Below are 18,054 nucleotides of genomic sequence, written 5' to 3'. Positions count from 1 at the left end.
ATGCTGCTTAGTTCAAGTAATCGTTGATATTCCAAGTGCCGATATCGTCATCAGTGCCTGGTTCACCGTCTGGCCCTGTAGAGTAAATATCAATAACACCTAATTCACCTGGGCTAATAAGGGCATATTCGTTGCCCCAAGGATCTTCAGGAAGACGTTTGATGAAACCACCCACAGGGTAATTTCTTGGGATTGGGTCAATAGATGGCTCGTTAACTAATGCATCAAGACCCTGTTCTGTAGTTGGGAAGTTACTGTTACGCAACTTGTACATTTCTAGGGCACTTTCTAATTGCTGAATATCTACAGCTGCTTTTCTAAGGGCTGCCTCTTCAGACGAACCAAGTACCGACGGAGCAACTAATGCTGCCATCATGCCAATAATCAATAGCACGACCATGATTTCAATTAAGCTAAAGCCTTTTTGCAATTTACGATTTTTCATTTACACATTCACCAGGTTGTTCAGCGCTAAAATAGGCTGAAGAATTGCTAACACGATAAATAATACGACCCCAGCCATACTAACAATAAGCATGGGCTCGAACACTTTAAGTGAGACACCGATTAGGCTCTCAAATTCCCTGTCTTGATTGTCTGCGGCACGACCAAGCATACTTTGTAACTCTCCCGACTTTTCACCTGACGCAATCATATGCATCATCATAGGCGGGAATAATTTAGTGTTGTCTAACGCGGCTCGTAAACTAGAGCCTTCTTTTACGTTAACAGAAGCATCAGCAACTGCGCCCTTAATATGAAGGTTTTCCAACACATCACTGGCAATACTCATAGCTTCGAGTAAGGGTACTGCACTCGCTGTTAATATACTCAAGGTTCGCGCAAAACGAGCGGTATTTAGCCCTCGGTTCACCTTGCCAATGAGTGGCAACCGCAAAAGAAATTTATGGTATTTGAGCTTCAATACTTTTTGCTTAAGTAAGTGCTTAGCAACAAATATGGCGACGGCAATTATGATAACAAGGAAAATACCATAACTTTGTAACCACTCACTTATGGCAATCATAAACTTGGTCATGGCAGGCAAGTCTTGCCCCATATGATCAAATTGGCCAACGATTTTTGGCACCACAACGGTCAATAGCAGCACAACAATACCCACTGCAAAAAACAGCATGATGAACGGGTAAATCAGTGCCTGACTAATTTGACTACGGGTTTGTTGGCGTTTTTCAGTATAATCAGCCAATCGATTCAATACTGTGTCTAAATGGCCCGACTTTTCACCTGCAGCAACCATGGCTCGGTAAAGCTCGTCAAATACACTAGGGAACTCAGACATCGCAAAAGCAAGCCCGTGACCTTCTACCACTTTACTGCGCACTGCCATCATCATATTTTTATGACGCTGTTTTTCGCACTGTTCAGCTACGGCAAGCAAGGCTTCTTCAATGGGTAATGCCGACTCAACCAAGGTCGCTAGCTGACGAGTAAGTAAGGCTAAATCTGACGCTGATATCTTAGGTTGAAACAAAGTGAAGCCGGAGCTTTCGTTACCTTTATTTTTTTCTGCGACTTGGTCTACAGAAAGAGGCACTAGGCCTTTCTCTCTAAGCTGTTGACGAACCTGGCGGGCATTATCGCCTTCTAGTACACCCGATTTATTGCGGCCTTTATTATCAATTGCTTTATACGCGAATGCAGCCATGGTTAATCCTCGCGTGTCACGCGAAGTACTTCCTCAAGCGAGGTAATACCCGCAAGCACTCGGCTACAACCATCATCACGAATACTAGGCACAGTTTGCCTTACGAATTTTTCTATGGCTTGCTCACCTTTACCTGTGTGCATTAGCTCCCGTATCTGTTCATTAATTATTAACAGTTCGTGAATACCTGTTCGACCTCGATACCCTGTTTGGTTACACTCGGCGCACCCTTGTGGAGAATAAATAATATTGTTTTTAGCCTCTGATTCGGCAATACCTAAAATTTCACATTCGCTTTTCGTGGGTATGTGTTCAATACGACATGACTTACATAGCGTTCGCACTAAACGCTGAGATAACACAGCAAGTAAACTAGAAGACAAAAGAAACGGTTCAATACCCATATCTTCTAAACGAGTAATCGCCCCAGCGGCGGTATTGGTATGCAAAGTAGAAAGCACTAAGTGACCGGTTAAACTGGCTTGCACACCAATTTGAGCGGTTTCAATATCCCGTATCTCACCGACCATTACCACATCAGGATCTTGTCGAAGTATGGCACGTAACCCTCGTGCAAAGGTCATATCAACTCTAGGGTTAACCTGAGTTTGACCTATACCTTGAAGATCAAATTCAATGGGGTCTTCTACCGTTAAAATATTGCGGTCTTTGGAATTGATTTCAGTTAAGCCGGCGTACAAGGTGGTACTTTTACCTGAACCTGTCGGCCCAGTAACAAGAATAATACCGTGAGGCTTTCTAATAAGCTCTGAGAAATGTTTGCGATTGGCGGCAGTCATTCCTAAATCAGCTAAATTGAGTCGCGTATTGTTTTTATCTAGTAAACGCAACACCACTCTTTCACCGTGGCTTGAGGGCATAGTCGAAACCCTAACATCTACCGCACGGCCAGCAATGCGCAACGTAATACGGCCATCTTGTGGTACCCGTTTTTCAGCAATATCAAGCTTTGCCATAACCTTAATACGGGAAACCAACATAGACGACATTTTGCGATTCGGGCGTAAAATCTCTCGTAATACCCCATCAACGCGAAAACGCACGACTAACTGATTTTCAAAGGTTTCTATGTGGATATCAGAGGCGCCTTCTTTGATTGCCTCCCCCAACATAGCGTTGATCAATTTTATGATAGGCGCGTCGTCTTCGCTATCCAGTAAATCTTCGGTATCGGGTAATTCATCTGCAAGTGAGAACAAATCACTTTCGTTGCCCAAATCTTCCATTAATTGTTTTGCCGCTGATGAATCACGTTGAAACGCTGCCGTTAGCATTTGATCGAATTGATCTGTGTCTATTTCTTTGGGAGTAAAAGTCGCACCGTGAAAACGACGTACTTCAGCAAACGCGTTAAATGGGGTATCCACGGTGTAATACAAAATAGCAGGGTCTTGGTTAATCTCAAGTAGTACTTTGTTGCGCTTGGCATAGCCAAACGCAAGTTGTCTTTCTATTTCAATGTCCTGCTCACTTTCGGAGTCAGGCATTACCCCTGTCTCTTCAAGTTCACTCATTCATCATCTTCCTGTTTTTCTATGCCTAGCTCTTTTTCAGATTTTTCGAGTAAAAACTCATCGTAGCTTGGAGGTAACGCTAAGCTGTCATCCCACTCAGGTAAAACAGGAGTTTCAATACTAGGAAGTAAGGCAACACCTTCAGATTGACGCTTCAACTGTTCTGCTCGTATGAAGTTGTATTTCCGCTGACTAATAGTATTAGCAAGAATACCATCGCGGATTATAGTTGGGCGTAAAAACACCATCAAATTACGTTTACGGCTAGTTGAAGACGTCGTTTTAAACAAGTTACCTAATATTGGAATATCGCCCAACCACGGCACCTTAGATACACTTTCTTGAATATCTTCATCTATCAAACCACCTAACACTATGGTGCCACCATCATCGACAATAACTGTGGTTTTGATTTCTCGTTTATTAATCGAAATATCTACCGCTGTCGCGCCGCTAACACTGGACACTTCTTGTTCAATCAACAATTGAACAGCTGAACCTTCGTTAATTTGCGGCGTCACTTGAAGCTTTATTCCGACTTCTTGACGGTCCACTGTAGTGAAGGGGTTAGTGTTATTCGCACTGGTTGTAGTACCCGTGATAATAGGTACCTCTTGACCCACAATAAAGAAGGCTTCTTCATTATCCAAAGTGGTTAAATGAGGAGTCGCTAGTACATTTGAATTTGTGTCTGTGCTGACTGCTTGTAAAACCGCGGTCCATCCGTCTTGTACAACACCAGCAATTAAACCGTTAACACCACCAAGTAAATTCGCTAATCCGGTAAAATCCCCTTGGGTAGAGGTCGTGACCGTCACAGCATTGCCATCATCATCAACAACAGTGTTGCCTTCTGTATCGGTTACAAACGACGTTTCTTCTACATCATCAGCAGCAATGGCTGCAACGGCTAACGAACCAATACCAACTGTGCCATTAGTAAACTGAGTACCGCCACCGGCTTCAGAGCCAAATTGAACACCCACTGTAGTACCGTCGCCTTCAAATACTTCCACAACAATGGCTTCTACTTGGACTTGCGCTCGACGTATATCTAACTGGCGTATGACTTCTTCTAACGAGCGCATCATATCTGGCTCTGCAGTAATAACCAAAGAGTTTGAATCTTCGTGAGCATCAATACTGACATCGCGATTATTTGACGAGCGCCTCGATGCATTTGAAGAACCACCTTGTTGGTCATCAGCTTGAATACTAGCACTAACGCCTTGTAACACCTGAACTAAATCAACCGCTTTGGCATAGTTCAAAAAGATAACTCGAGTATTACCCGTGGTTTCTAATTCTTGATCCATACGTTCTATCAAGTTTTTCAAACGACTACGAGATTTGGAATCACCACTAATAATTACACTATTGGTACGATCATCAGCAACAAGCCGAGGAGCGGCTTTCGCCGTAGTATTCGCTTTCCCTTGGCTTTTATTAATACTTTCAATAATTCGCACCATTTCAGAGGCAGAAGCAAACTTTAATTTTACAATTTCAACTTCTTCATCACCGGCTTGGTCAACTCTATGAATGATATCCACAAGCCCGTTTACCACAGCAGCTCGACCCGTTAACATCATTACGTTGGAAGGATCGTGGTGAACAACGTTTCCGCCACCGGCGGCATCATTCAACTGACGAAGAATAGGAGATAGTTCTCTTACTGGTACATTGTATACAGGAACAACCCGGGTAATCATTTCGTCGCCGTTTAACAGCGCGCCTTCAACCACAGGTATATTCGCTTGTTTCGCATTTTTAGATCGAACAACCTTTAAAATTCCGCTTGGCATTTCTACCACTGCAAAATCGTACACTTGAAGTACATTTAAGAAGAACTGATAGTATTGGTCTTCATCAAGTAAATCATAGCTGCGAACGGACAGTTTACCTCGTACATCGGGGTCAACAATAATAGTGCGCTGTAAGTTTTTGCCAACAATATTAATAAACTCATTAATATCGGTATCTTTGAAGTTAGGCATATATTCAGCCGCATACAAAGATGCACAAGCTAAAGATGTGGCCAGCGCTACGGTAATACGGCTAACTGCTTTTTTGAAACCGTGCCTCATTGATTTATTTCCTATTATCTTTGCCTGACTTAACTGTCAGATGCCTCTGGTAATTCTAAAAAGAGCGACAAGGTTTCATCTTTGCGACTGATTGTCAGCTCTATGGTGTCAGCCTTGCGTAATACGCCTAAAGCTTCAATGGTTTGACTAGGGTCAGTTACATCCAAGCCATTAATTTGTTTAATCACATCCCCTCGTTTTAACCCTACAGCATTAAATAAGGCAGGATCTTTCCCTGGAGATACTCGGTACCCAACTGTTGTGTTATTTTCACGCTGTGGAGCGATACTAATAAAGTCAATAAAACTATCTGGAGACCCTCTTAACTTCTGCGTTGCTGCTATACTTTCTTGTGATAAACGCGGCTTTTCGGTTTTTGAGACAGGCGCTAATTTACTTGCTTTATTTGGCTTTGACCTATTGGGCTTTCTCGGCTCAACTGGCGCTTGAACTGTGTCACGAGTTCGCGGGCCATTGCGATTTTCATTGTCGAAATCAATCCCTTCAAGCATTAAGGTTTCGTCTCGCCCTCTATTGCGAATAATAACCCTATCTGTATTAACTTGTTTCAGCGTTGCCTTAGTCCCTTCAATATCGTCACCAACACCATAAGTGTATTGAGTCCCCTTTGATTCAATAATTGCAGCACCAAATTCAGGCGAGCTACTGGCGACTACTCCTGCAAGTACGAGGTTCAAACTGGTCTCTGGTGCATCTTGTACTACATCTTGTTCCTGAACCTCAACTTGAACGGCATCGCCAAATAAATTAAGTTGCTGTAACGAACGCAAAATAGCGGAACTGCTCGTTGACCCAGCTTTAACTGACGGCCTGTTTCCATTTTGCTCACTGATATTTTGTGATGATGGTTGTGGCTCTGGTATAATCCGCCAAATAAGGTCTGCGGACAACGCGAGCAAATACAACACCAATACTACAACAATAACCCTATTGATGTGGCGTTGATATTGGCTAACATAAAGCGTTAGCAATTGTAGGTTCAGTTTATCTACAGTCATACTGTACCGAAAGCTCCAAATTGGCCGTCCATGATAGCCTAGTCATTGCAAAGGCCACAACACTAAAGCGAAAGAGTGACAAATATTTTATATGAATAAAGACCCGACAAACACGCAAGAGGTTCCCGTTCGTTTAGACAAATGGATTTGGGCCGCTCGTTTATGTAAAACCCGAAGTCTTGCCAGAGAATGGATTCAAGCGGGTAAAGTGCACTACAACGGGCATAGAACAAAGCCTGGGAAAAATGTAGAGCCTGGCGCTATGGTTAAAATTCCAGCGGGTTGGGATACTAAAGAGATAAAAATTTTATACATTGTCGATAAGCGCCAGTCAGCGCCTATTGCACAAACTTTATACGAAGAAACACTTGCAAGTATTGAAAAGCGAGAACAAAACAAAGCCGCTAGGCAAGTTCAAGCTTTTCATAATCCAAAACCCGAACACAGGCCCGACAAAAAACAACGTCGAGAAATTATTAAACTTAAGCATCAATAGTCTGAGTATTCCCAATGACACAAAAAGATTTACTACATAGGTTTGTTTTTAACGAAGAACACATTCGCGGAGAAATCGTTCAGTTAGATTACAGCGTTAAAGCGTTACTAAATAAAGGCGATTACCCAGCGCCAATTAGAGATTTACTAGCAAAAATGGCTAGTGCTGCTTCGCTTCTCTGCGCCACACTAAAATTTGAAGGTGAAATAAGCTTACAAATTCAAGGAAAAGGTCCCGTAAGCTACGCCATTCTCACCGCCACAAATACGTTAACCTATCGGGGTGTAGCTCGCTGGGATGAAACCCTAGAACAACTACCTCAAACCTTTGAAGAACTTTGTGCAGATGCAGTTCTAGTTATCACTTTGTCACCCAATGAAGGTGAGCGCTATCAAGGTGTTGTGGCGTTAGATAAGCCTTCTCTTGCCCAATGCATAGAAAGCTACTTCGAGCAATCAGAACAGCTACTTACAAGGGTGTATTTGTACAGCGAAACAGAGCAAGATGTCAAAAGTGGAGGTATGCTACTGCAAGTTCTACCACAAAGTAGTGAGGCGACAGAGCATCAAGAAGCAGAAGCTTTTCATCACTTTGCCACCCTTGCCGACACCCTTACGGCAGATGAAGTATTTTCTTTACCAGTAAAAACTCTGCTACACCGTTTGTATCATGAACACGATATTGAACTATTTGATGCTGAAGAAATTCGCTATGCCTGCACATGCTCACGGGAAAGAAGCCTTGCAGCTTTACTTCACGTAGAAAAGAGCGAGTTGCTGAGTATCGTTGAAGAACAAGGTGAGATAGCCATGAATTGCCAATACTGCCACGCCACGTATTCCTTTGATGCTATAGATGTAGAAGCCCTTCATGCTGGAAATGTTGCGACACAAAACAGTGCGTCACCACAACATTAGAAGTGTCTTAAAAATTAACGTTGAGGAAGGGTTACTCTTGCTACCAGCCCTTTTTCAGCGTGATTGAGTAGTTTAATTTTACCATTGTGTTTATCAATAATACGCTTAGTAATTGCTAACCCTAAACCCGAACCAGCTCCACCTCTGGCGGCGTCTCCTTGAGCAAAAGGCATAAACATAGCGTCGAGGGATTCTTCTTTTATACCGTCACCAAAGTCTCTAACTTCGCAAACCAAAGTCGACTCGGTTTCATCAAAATAAGATCGCACTGTAATTTTATCGCTTCCGTATTTAAAAGCGTTTTCTACTAAATTATCTAACACGCGTTTTATCGCAACTTTACGCAACAGGGTTAAAGGTAAGGGCTTCAAATCCAATTCAATTTCATGATTAGCTTCAAGCTTACGAGCCTGAACAATGTCGTTAATTAAACTGTTTAAGTTGGCTTTTTCCACCTCTGTATGCTGATCCACCCGGGCATAGTTAATACACTGATCGATAATCGCGTTCATATCTTCGATATCGTGAATTATGCCATCTCGTATCCACTCTTGATCGTCAGGTAACATTTCTGATGCAAGCCGAATGCGAGTCAGAGGAGTACGTAAATCATGGGATATACCTGCAGTCATAAGTGTTCGGTCATGCTCTAACTGCTGAATCCCTTTATTCATAGAGTTAAAAGCCCTAGTCACTAAAATACTCTCCGTAGTACCTTGCTCTTCTAGCGGTGGAGGGAACTGACCTTTACCTACTTCTTTTGCAGCTTTTTGCAGTGCTTGTAGCGGTCTATTTAAATGCCGAACAAATGCCCAGCCCCCCACCACACTTAGAAAACCGATCACCATTAAATACATGGTTAAAGGTGAAAGACTCGTTTCATCTAAACCATAAATGGGAATAGAGATCCATTTATCCGGGTATTCAGACAATAAAATCCAAACAATAAACGGACTTTTTTGCGCTTCGCCTATTCCTGAACCAATTCGTACATCTGCGTTATAACCTAATTGATTACCAATTTGCGCAGACATAAATTCATAATTGATCGCGTTACCAAGCCCTTCTTCAAGAGCATTACTCTCACTCACTATCCGAATTTTGGATGCACCTACAAAAACCTCTTCTTCTGCATCTCCGCGGGTAAGGATCCCCGTATCCTCTAATATAGAAATATGGGTCGCGATCAAACTATTAATTTGCTGATAGCTAGGTTTAATAAAGTAATAAGTCACCGATAAATACGACACAACCTGATTAATAAGCAGTAATACACCAATTAATAAAACGGTTTGTCCAAAAGCACTTCTAGGTAAAAACCTCACTCAATTTTTACCTTATTTCAATTCACCGTCGGGCACAAAAACATAACCCAAACCCCATACAGTTTGTATATAACGCGGGTTTGCAGGGTCAACTTCTAGCATACGGCGAAGCCTTGAAACTTGAACATCAATACTGCGCTCAAGGGCACTGTAATCTCTACCTCTCGCTAAATTCATTAGCTTGTCACGAGATAACGGTTCTCTAGGGTGGGTTACTAGTGATTTCAAAACCGCAAATTCACCACTTGTTAAAGTGAGTGGCTGGTCGCCACTAAACATTTCTCTAGTCGCCAAATTAAGTGAGTACTTACCAAACTTAACCAATTGCTCTTCCTGAGATGGTGCTCCAGGTGCCTCTACTGACTTTCTTCGCAATACCGCTTTTGCTCTAGCTAATAGCTCTCTAGGGTTGAATGGTTTAGGGAGATAATCATCTGCGCCCATTTCTAAACCAATAATACGGTCGACTTCATCGCCTTTTGCAGTAAGCATAATGATTGGCAACTCGTTTTCTTTGTTACGTAAACGACGACAAATAGACAAACCATCCTCACCCGGTAACATGAGATCAAGTACCATAAGATGAAAGTTTTCTCGCTCTAACAGTCTGTCCATTTGCTCTGAATTAGCGGCTGTTCTTACTTGAAAGCCCTGCTCGACTAAATAGCGCTCAAGTAAACTACGCAAACGCATATCATCATCAACAACCAAGATTTTAGACGTTTCATGTCCCATAAGCATCACCCTCAATTTATTCTTATTAACTATAACGATAAGTGTATTCTTAAAAAAGAAAACTTATACTTTAACAATGGGTTTACCCCTAAAATAATGTTACAAACAGTGTATTCGCTGAAAGAAAGTCTCGATTTATCGGGTTTTATTCAGTTAGATAAACGTTTTACGGAGGAATTCCTATGCAAAAAATCGTCGCTGTACTCATTACAACATTCGCGCTGTTATCATTTAATGTGTTTGCCAAAGATGCGATAGAAACAGGAACGTTCAATAACAAAGCCATTTATGGTTACGATACTGTGGCTTATTTTACTCAGAACAAAGCCACCAAAGGGTCTGAAAAATACACCAGTCAATGGCGTGGTGCAGATTGGTATTTTTCATCAGCCGAGCACAAAGCGCTGTTTGATGAGAACCCTGAAAAGTATGCTCCCCAATATGGTGGCTACTGTGCATATGCAATGGCAGCGGGTAACTTTTACGGAATCGACCCCGATATTTTCACTATAGATAAAGGTAAGCTTTACTTAAACTACAGTGCCGGCGTACAGAAAAAATGGGAGAAAAAACAGGCTGAATTTATCATTGATGCTGATAAAAACTACCCTGATTTAGTCGACTTAACTAAGTAAGTAATCCTATTTAAAAAGCCGCAACAACTGCGGCTTATAAATCATTTCCTCTCACATGTTTAGCAACAAAATCTGTATGAGTTGGTAACCCTGCTACGGTTTGTTTCATCGCCTGATTCATCGAGCCTAAGCTTTGTGCAATTTGCTCGGCAGGTATTCCTGACAAAATAGGGTCGCTAAAATTGGGAATAATATTTTGTCCCAGCATAACCGCAATCCAACTTGGCCTAGAAAACAGTTCGTCTGAATCTCTAAACACGCGGCCACCCGCTTTAAATAAATCAATTTTTTGCTGCAAACTATCTGGAATAGACATAGTGCGGCAGTAATTCCAAAATTCAGAATCGTCTCTCGTTGTCGCTTTATAATGCAAAATGATAAAGTCTCTAACTTGATGGAACTCCCGAGTCATTAACCGATTGTATTCATCTCGCACCACAGGGGAAATATCACCGCTCGGATACAAAGAAATAAAGCGAGTAATGCCTTGCTGAATAAGAAAAATCGATGTGGATTCTAAAGGCTCTAAAAACCCTCCAGCTAATCCGATCCCCACACAATTCTTATTCCATAATTCATTGCGATATCCGGTTTTAAAGCGGATCGTTCTTGGCTCTGTCGTAGGTTTCGCATCTAACCCCGCCAATAACACATCATGTGCAGCGTCATCAGACATAAAGTCAGTACAATAAATATGACCATTTCCAGTGCGATGTTGAGTGGGAATACGCCACTGCCATCCTGCGCTTTTCGCTGTTGAAACGGTATAAGGAAGCAAGGGTTCAGTTCGCTCTGTTGCAACAGCTTGAGCACTGTTACAAGGCAGCCAGTGGCTCCAATCATGAAACTTAACACCCAAGGTTTTCTCTAAAAGTAAGGCGCGAAACCCCGAACAATCGAAAAAGAAATCAGCGTCTAAGCAACGACCATCGTCTAAGAGAACATGGCTGATATTACCAGACTCACTGCTCACCCCCACTTGTTCAACTTTACCTTCAACGCGAATGACTCCATTCTTTTCTGCGTATTGACGCAAAAAACTTGCATAGGCTGTAGCATCGAAATGATAAGCGTAGCGTAAATGAGACATAACCGATCTGGGATTATTATCAGGAGGCGAAAATTTCCCTTGTTGCGCTGCCACCGCACAAATACTGTAATCTTCTAGAGGTTTAGGGTTACCCTGTTCTCTGGAATGTAACCAATACTGGTGAAAATCAATCCCATTCATCGCAACGCCATGTTCACCAAAAGGGTGGAAGTAACTGTCGCCAATTTTTCCCCAATCGCGAAACTCAATACCTAGCTTAAATGTCCCGTTCGTCGCCTTCATGAAGGCCGCTTCATTTATTCCCAACATCCGATTAAAGTTAGCAACATCAGGAATGGTTGCTTCGCCAACTCCTATGGTGCCTATTTGCTCAGACTCAATCAGTGTAATTTTCACGTTTTCAGGTAACAGCACTCGGGATAACGCAGCAGCAGTCATCCAACCCGCAGTGCCTCCGCCGACAATGGCAATATGCTGAATTCGTTTATTCGCTGTCATTGTAGACCTCGCAAGTGCTGCTTTAACTTGGTGATATATAAATGATGGGGTGGCATTTGCTTAGCTAAATGTACTATGCCTTTTTTCATTGTAGTTAGCTTGGCTGCCATATCTTTTTCACTAACTTGATCAGCTAATTGATCGTAATTGTTAGGTGTTCTTGCTACCCCTGCATGAAGTATTGTCCAATCTTGGGCATTAAAGGGCTCCAAATCAAAACTAGCTACGATCCCTCTATGATTAAATTGAGTTAGTTTTCGCGCTAATTTTTCACAAACAGAATACCCCACATCATATTGATCATGGTACAACGCCTTGTGGAATAACAGTCCGTGTTCAATATCATTCAAATACCGTCGGTTGTATTCTTTACTTTCTACTTCTAATACCCTCCCCAAAGGAACAAGCTCAAGCAATCGCTCTATATCCTTCATCAAAAGTGTATAAGGCCCGTGAGTGACAGGCTCTAGCATATATGCTGAATGGCCTATTCCCACACAATTCCCAATCCAAGCCTTTTCATTGTGCCCAAGGCTATATGGGCGATACCCTTTGTGAACATCGCCATTCAGTGCTTTTTGTGAAAAATGTAAATTGCAATTTTGAAGGGGGGTAATACTCTCCCATCCATCAGCCCTTCCTCTAACCTGACGATAAGAAGGGCCAGTCTGGGCTACCGCTTGGCGCGTGCTTGTAGCTTGAACTTGTCGCTGAACATATCTTTTACCATTGAGTTCAGACAACAAATAACTTTTTGAACCACTACAATCAATAAATAAATCTGCGGTTATTTTTGTCTCATTGTTCAATAATATCGATGCGATATTGCCATCGACCACCTGAACTGAAGTGACGGCACTTTCAATGATATTTACATCTTGTCGAGTGGCATAACCATAAAACAGCTCAGACCATTCTAATGGGTCAAAATGATACCCGTATTCCGCTCTAGACAACGCAGAATTTGGGTTATCCGAGGGTGGGTGAGCGAAACGACCGAGTTTAGCGGCCTGCGCACTGATAAGGTAATCGCTAAGATTGGCATTATGCCGAGTCATAAAATGATGGAAATACACGCCAGCTTCGGCATGAAAGGGAAGGTGAAAACACTGCATCCACTGGTGCTTTTGCTGCCCCCATTCAACAAACCCTGTACCAAATGAGAAACTGGTTCCCGTTTTCAACAAAAGATCCGGCTCAGTACAGTTTACATTGATATTAAATTTATAAGCTTCTGGCGACGTTATACTGCCGTACATTTCGTCACTTTTTGCTTTTCCTGTCGGCCTCACCCAAACGATTTCGAATGAGCTAGGCAGCTCGTTGAGCAGTGCAACAACACATTGGCTTGCTGCAAAACTATTACCAACAACAACAAGGCGAGTTTTTTGTATTTCCACAGTTAACCTACTCTTAGCGGCTTAGAATGAGAGGCAGCGCCAATTGAATCAATAAACTCTTTATGAGATTTAGCGGCATTTACCGACATCGCAATGTCATTTCGCATATGTACAGCGTGAGCGGTTAATTCATCTATATTCATTTTATCCACTCTAGGGTCATAATTAGACGGGATCATGTTTTGCCCCAACATCACAGCGACCCAACTTGCTGGCAAAAACGCACCAAATTCATACTTTTGGATGTAGCCCCGACGTAGCCATAAATCCATTTTCTCTTGTAAGCTATCAGGTAACGTCATAGACCTAAAATAGCGCCACATATCACTGTCATCTCGTTCATTGGCAACATAGTGCAATAGCAGGAAATCTCTCACCCGCTCATATTGCAGCGACATTCTTTGATTGTACTCCTGTGCATCTAACTCCGTATTACCATCAACAGGAAACAGCTCGATCAAATTCGTTATTCCTTCTTGAATGAGATGAATTGAGGTGGATTCTAGTGGCTCTAAAAACCCCGCTGATAATCCAATTGCCACGACATTATTTTTCCAAAAATGATTCCGCCTGCCAGTTTTAAAAAACAATTGCTTAGGTTCTGCTAGCGCTGGGCCATCTAGGTTATCCATTAATTGAGATATCGCCTCATCATCAGAAATAAATTCATTCCAATATACATGACCATTTCCCGTTCTATGTTGCAGTGGGATACGCCATTGCCATCCGGCTTTTCTAGCAGTAGCCCGAGTAAAAGGATTTAACTCGCCTCTATTTTCGCATGGTACTGCCACAGCGCGATTACAGGGTAGCCATCTTGACCAATCTTGGTAGCCAGATTGCAAGGCTTGCTCTATAAGCACTCCTCGAAACCCAGAACAATCTATAAACAAGTCAGCTTCAACACATTGCCCGCTTTCCAATGTAATGCTGTTTACATTACCGGATTTCTCATCCGTATCAGTGGTCACCACTTTTCCTTCTATACGTTGTACACCGTTCTTTACTGACAAATCGCGGAGAAATTTAGCGTACAGAGATGAATCGAATTGGTATGCATAACCAAAGGCTTTCTGTAAATCAGACTTACCATCTGAAGGCAACTGAAAGCGGTTTCTTGATGCAGATGTAATGCCATATGCATACTCCCCTAAGCCGCCACAGCTGTCGTTAGCTCCATAATTAGAAAGTTTCAGCCACTGCTGATAAAAAGGAGCTTTGGGACTCGCTTTTCCAAAATCGCCAAAGGGATGAATGTAGCTCTGACCGACTTTACCCCAGTCACAAAATTCAATTCCTAGCTTAAAGGTGGCTTCTGTCGCCCTCATGAAAGCGCTTTCTTGAATATCTAGATTGTCATTAAAAAACCGTATATGAGGTAAAGTCGCCTCTCCAACACCAACGGTACCTATAGCTTCAGACCCAACCAAAACAACTGATTTATAACAATTTTTTATTTTTTTAGATATAGCTACAGCTGTCATCCAACCGGCAGTTCCGCCACCTAAAATACACACACGCATAATAGAAATCCACCTTAACCCCAGTCAAACTGTTCCCATTTAATGAAATTAATGTTAATTTTATTAACAGCAATTAAACAATAGTAACTATAATATCACTAAAGTGTGCATTTATCACTCTTTATTGGGAACACCGAGAAAGCGCTTTAGCTACTAATATTGCTGGTTTTTGAACGAATTTTTAGCACATGTACGTGGTTAACTATTCATCAAAATGACTTTACGGTTTATAGCATGCTCTGGCTTTTTCAGTGTCATGTTATGATAAAATATCTTGGAGAACACACAGTGAATTTACAAAAGAAATCGTTTATTGCCACATCGGTGAAAACGGCTCTCTACGGAACCACAGCACTGATAACAAGCATAGCTGCTTCCAATGCAGTGGCACAAACTACAGAAGAAAATGCTGCAACCGACGAGTCAGTTGAAGTTATTGAAGTAACCGGAATAAGAGGCTCACTTGCTTCTGCTGCCGAACTAAAGCGCGAAGCCAGTACCTTTGTCGACTCTATTACAGCAGCCGACGCGAGCTCACTACCGGATTTATCCGTAGCTGAAGCGCTTTCAAGAATACCAGGGGTTACGGTTACTAAATTTGATATAGGTTCAGACGGTGGCGATTTCCCATCAGCTGAAGGCTCAGGCAACTTAGTTCGTGGCTTGGGTTTTAACCGTGTTGAACTAAATGGTCGAGACGCCTTCAGTGCAAATGGAGCTCGAGATTTAGATTTAGCGTCTATCCCTCCTCAATTAATTGGTGGTGTAGATGTCTATAAGAATCAAACTTCTGATATTACAGAAGGTGGCATTGGTGGAACCATCAACGTGCGCACATTAGATCCCTTCGATAAGGATGGTCTGTATGGCGTGGTTTCTGTTGAAGGTACCTACAGTGATTTGCGAGAAGATACTTCTCCCCAATTTAGCGCTTTAGTCAGTAACCGATGGAAAACCGATGCCGGTGAATTTGGTATTTTGGTGTCAGGCTCTTATTCTGAGCTCAATTCGTTGTTTAATGGTTATCAATCGGGCGCTATTTTACCTGTGCCTGTAGGCTCGGTCGCTGGTGATAACTTTAATGATTTTGATGTAGAAGACTTTAGTGGCGGCGTTATTCCACAAGAAGGCCAAACTGTTGGTATCGTAAATGGCTTCCAACTGCGCTCAACAGAGGTCGACCGCGAGCGCTCAAGTGTTTATATAGCGGGCCAATGGCGCAGCAGCGATGAAAAAGTAAAAGTCACAGCTAAGTACCTTCGCTTAGACAACGAAACATTTGAATTAGAAAGAACCACTGAGGCACAAGATGGCGGTTTCGCATTTGAACAAGCCGTGTCTGACAATGCAGTTCAAGGCTCTGATATTGTTTTAGCTCCGTTTACAACATCTGTGGGAGTGCCTCGTTGCGGAAGTGGTGATACAGGTGATGAACCAAATGATTTTTGTAATGAGTTAGTTCCTATCGATGGAGGCTTATTTCAAGAAGGTAATATTACCTCTCAGCAAGATGCGTGGTTTGGCGCTCCAGGTGTCAGAATTGGTAATTTGGGTATAGGCAGAACCACCGAATCCACCACAGACGATTTGAGTCTTAACGTTCAATGGCAAATTGATGACAATTGGAAGGCTGACTTTGATATTCATCGAACCACGTCTGATTTCCAATTCCGCTCTCTTTGGGTTGGTTCTTCTACGAACCTAGATGTGTTCACACGCCCAGACATCGATGACCCAGAGGTGTCGTTTTCAGTCTCTCCTGGAACTTTAATACAAGACTCAGCAGTATTTGACCAAGGCGTTAATCAACAGCCAATCACCACTCCGACTTCAACTGCAGACCCCGCAGGTTCTTTCCATGGTTTTGCTGCAGACGAATTCCAAGATGGTGACGGGGATAGTGTTGCGGCAAGAGCTGATTTCACCTATGAATTTGATAATAGTGACTGGTTCAAATCTGTAAAGTTTGGAGCACGCCACTCTGAGCGGGATCAAGTGTATCAAGAGGCTGCGCTAAATTGGCAAGCTGCAACTCAAGCATGGAACGGTGGTATAGCGCGCTTCAATGCGTTTGATGCAGAAGATACCTTTGAAATTGTTGATTTTTCAGATTTCCAACGTGGTGGCGTGGTCACTGGTGACAATACTTCATTCGTTTATGCTAACTCCCGATTTTTAAGAAATCACGATGAATATTTTGAATTCGCACTCAATGAGCCAGATTTAGTTAATTCAAACTTCAGCCCTTTCACAGACTCAGAAGGTAATCAGCGTCGAGATGAAAACTTTAATGAGCAGTACACTGATGATCAAACTTCTACAGTAAGTGAGTCTGTTACCAACTTTTATGTTCGCTTAGATATAAGTAAAGATTTCAACAATGGAATGTACCTTGACGCGAATGCGGGCTTAAGGTTTGTCGACGTCAGTATTGACTCTGATGGATTCTTTAATTTCATGACGATCGACCCAGATGATCCAAATGATTCAATACCAGAAGTCGAACCATTTGATGATATTAATGACTTTGCACCAAATGGTGTATCCTTCTTTAATCAAGATTCTGAGTTTCGGACTGTTGGTATTGACGACAGCTACTTATTACCATCGTTAAACTTAAAATTAAACTTAACTGACTCAAGTTTAATTCGATTCGGGGTCAGTAGAGGGCTTACATTACCGAATATCGCAGATCTAAACGCCTCTCAAACTATAACTGGTACAAGTAGATTAACTCGGCCTATGCTAGACCCAGACTCAGATGTTGATGTGTCGACAATTCCGGCAACGGGTGGGGGCTTTAGTCGCTTTACTATTCGCGGAGGCAACCCTGACTTATTGCCAACCACATCAAATAATTATGACTTGTCATATGAGTGGTATGGTGAAGCAGGGAACTCTTTCGCATTATCTTTGTTCTATAAAGATATAAAAAATGTCATTCAAAATGACGCGACGACTCAAGTAGACTCAATAACACTGGATGGCGATACTATTCCAATCTTCTTCGAAGGGTCAATCAATCAAGCAGAAGCAGAAATTTTGGGTCTAGAAATTTCGGGCCAATACTTCTTTGATTTCCTACCGGGAATTTGGTCTAACTTTGGTGTGCAAGCAAACTATACAGCACTAGATGTAGACGCTGCGCCACCAACATTAATTCT

The 18,054-nt window shown here is 42.3% G+C and carries 14 protein-coding genes; 4 read left to right on the top strand and 10 right to left on the bottom strand.

Annotation, left to right across the window (positions count from 1 at the left end; genetic code table 11):
- Positions 1–7: 7 nt before the first annotated feature.
- From gspG to gspC, 5 genes are read right to left on the bottom strand one after another with little or no spacing between them, the layout of a single operon-like run.
- Complete coding sequence (gene gspG, locus J3L16_RS14175) at positions 8–445, bottom strand: type II secretion system major pseudopilin GspG (protein ID WP_207613658.1); 438 nt, start codon at positions 443–445, stop codon at positions 8–10.
- Positions 446–1,669, bottom strand: coding sequence for a type II secretion system inner membrane protein GspF (gene gspF, locus J3L16_RS14170; RefSeq protein WP_207613657.1), 1,224 nt, complete (start codon positions 1,667–1,669; stop codon positions 446–448).
- Positions 1,670–1,671: 2 nt separating this feature from the next.
- Positions 1,672–3,177, bottom strand: coding sequence for a type II secretion system ATPase GspE (gspE, locus tag J3L16_RS14165; protein ID WP_242698855.1), 1,506 nt, complete (start codon positions 3,175–3,177; stop codon positions 1,672–1,674).
- A 23-nt stretch (positions 3,178–3,200) separates the two neighbouring features.
- Positions 3,201–5,291, bottom strand: a complete 2,091-nt coding sequence (gspD, locus tag J3L16_RS14160) for a type II secretion system secretin GspD (protein WP_207613655.1) — start codon at positions 5,289–5,291, stop codon at positions 3,201–3,203.
- Positions 5,292–5,320: 29 nt separating this feature from the next.
- Positions 5,321–6,310, bottom strand: a complete 990-nt coding sequence (gspC, locus tag J3L16_RS14155; RefSeq protein WP_207613654.1) for a type II secretion system protein GspC — start codon at positions 6,308–6,310, stop codon at positions 5,321–5,323.
- Positions 6,311–6,401: 91 nt separating this feature from the next.
- Between gspC and J3L16_RS14150 the strand changes: the two genes are divergently transcribed.
- Positions 6,402–6,806, top strand: a complete 405-nt coding sequence (locus tag J3L16_RS14150; protein ID WP_207613653.1) for a S4 domain-containing protein — start codon at positions 6,402–6,404, stop codon at positions 6,804–6,806.
- Between the two features lie 14 nt (positions 6,807–6,820).
- Complete coding sequence (gene hslO / locus J3L16_RS14145) at positions 6,821–7,723, top strand: Hsp33 family molecular chaperone HslO (RefSeq protein WP_207613652.1); 903 nt, start codon at positions 6,821–6,823, stop codon at positions 7,721–7,723.
- 14 nt (positions 7,724–7,737) lie between these two features.
- On the opposite strand, the gene envZ is transcribed toward hslO, so the two are convergent.
- Positions 7,738–9,048, bottom strand: coding sequence for a two-component system sensor histidine kinase EnvZ (envZ, locus tag J3L16_RS14140; RefSeq protein WP_207613651.1), 1,311 nt, complete (start codon positions 9,046–9,048; stop codon positions 7,738–7,740).
- A gap of 12 nt (positions 9,049–9,060) precedes the next feature.
- Entirely contained in the window at positions 9,061–9,783 is a 723-nt protein-coding gene (ompR, locus tag J3L16_RS14135) for a two-component system response regulator OmpR (protein ID WP_242698848.1), read from the bottom strand.
- 182 nt (positions 9,784–9,965) lie between these two features.
- On the opposite strand from ompR, the gene J3L16_RS14130 reads away from it, so the two are divergent.
- The gene (locus J3L16_RS14130; protein WP_207613650.1) at positions 9,966–10,418 is read left to right on the top strand and encodes a YHS domain-containing (seleno)protein; all 453 of its coding nucleotides are present in this window, start codon (positions 9,966–9,968) and stop codon (positions 10,416–10,418) included.
- Positions 10,419–10,452: 34 nt separating this feature from the next.
- Here J3L16_RS14130 and J3L16_RS14125 read toward each other — a convergent pair whose 3' ends face one another.
- From J3L16_RS14125 to J3L16_RS14115, 3 genes are read right to left on the bottom strand one after another with little or no spacing between them, the layout of a single operon-like run.
- Positions 10,453–11,967, bottom strand: a complete 1,515-nt coding sequence (locus tag J3L16_RS14125) for a tryptophan halogenase family protein (protein ID WP_207613649.1) — start codon at positions 11,965–11,967, stop codon at positions 10,453–10,455.
- On the bottom strand, positions 11,964–13,367 hold the full coding sequence (locus J3L16_RS14120) for a tryptophan 7-halogenase (RefSeq protein WP_207613648.1): 1,404 nt from the start codon (positions 13,365–13,367) through the stop codon (positions 11,964–11,966). Before J3L16_RS14120 ends, J3L16_RS14125 begins: the two co-directional genes overlap by 4 nt.
- 2 nt (positions 13,368–13,369) lie before the next feature.
- Complete coding sequence (locus J3L16_RS14115) at positions 13,370–14,890, bottom strand: tryptophan halogenase family protein (protein ID WP_207613647.1); 1,521 nt, start codon at positions 14,888–14,890, stop codon at positions 13,370–13,372.
- 261 nt (positions 14,891–15,151) lie between these two features.
- On the opposite strand from J3L16_RS14115, the gene J3L16_RS14110 reads away from it, so the two are divergent.
- Positions 15,152–18,054, top strand: a 2,903-nt coding sequence (locus tag J3L16_RS14110; protein ID WP_207613646.1) for a TonB-dependent receptor, incomplete at its 3' end; no start/stop codon positions are given.

This window comes from Alteromonas sp. 5E99-2 (assembly GCF_017368475.1).
In the GTDB taxonomy this organism is placed as follows: domain Bacteria; phylum Pseudomonadota; class Gammaproteobacteria; order Enterobacterales; family Alteromonadaceae; genus Alteromonas_F.
Note: the sequence above shows the minus strand (reverse complement) of the source record. Positions and strands in the feature narration are given on the sequence as shown.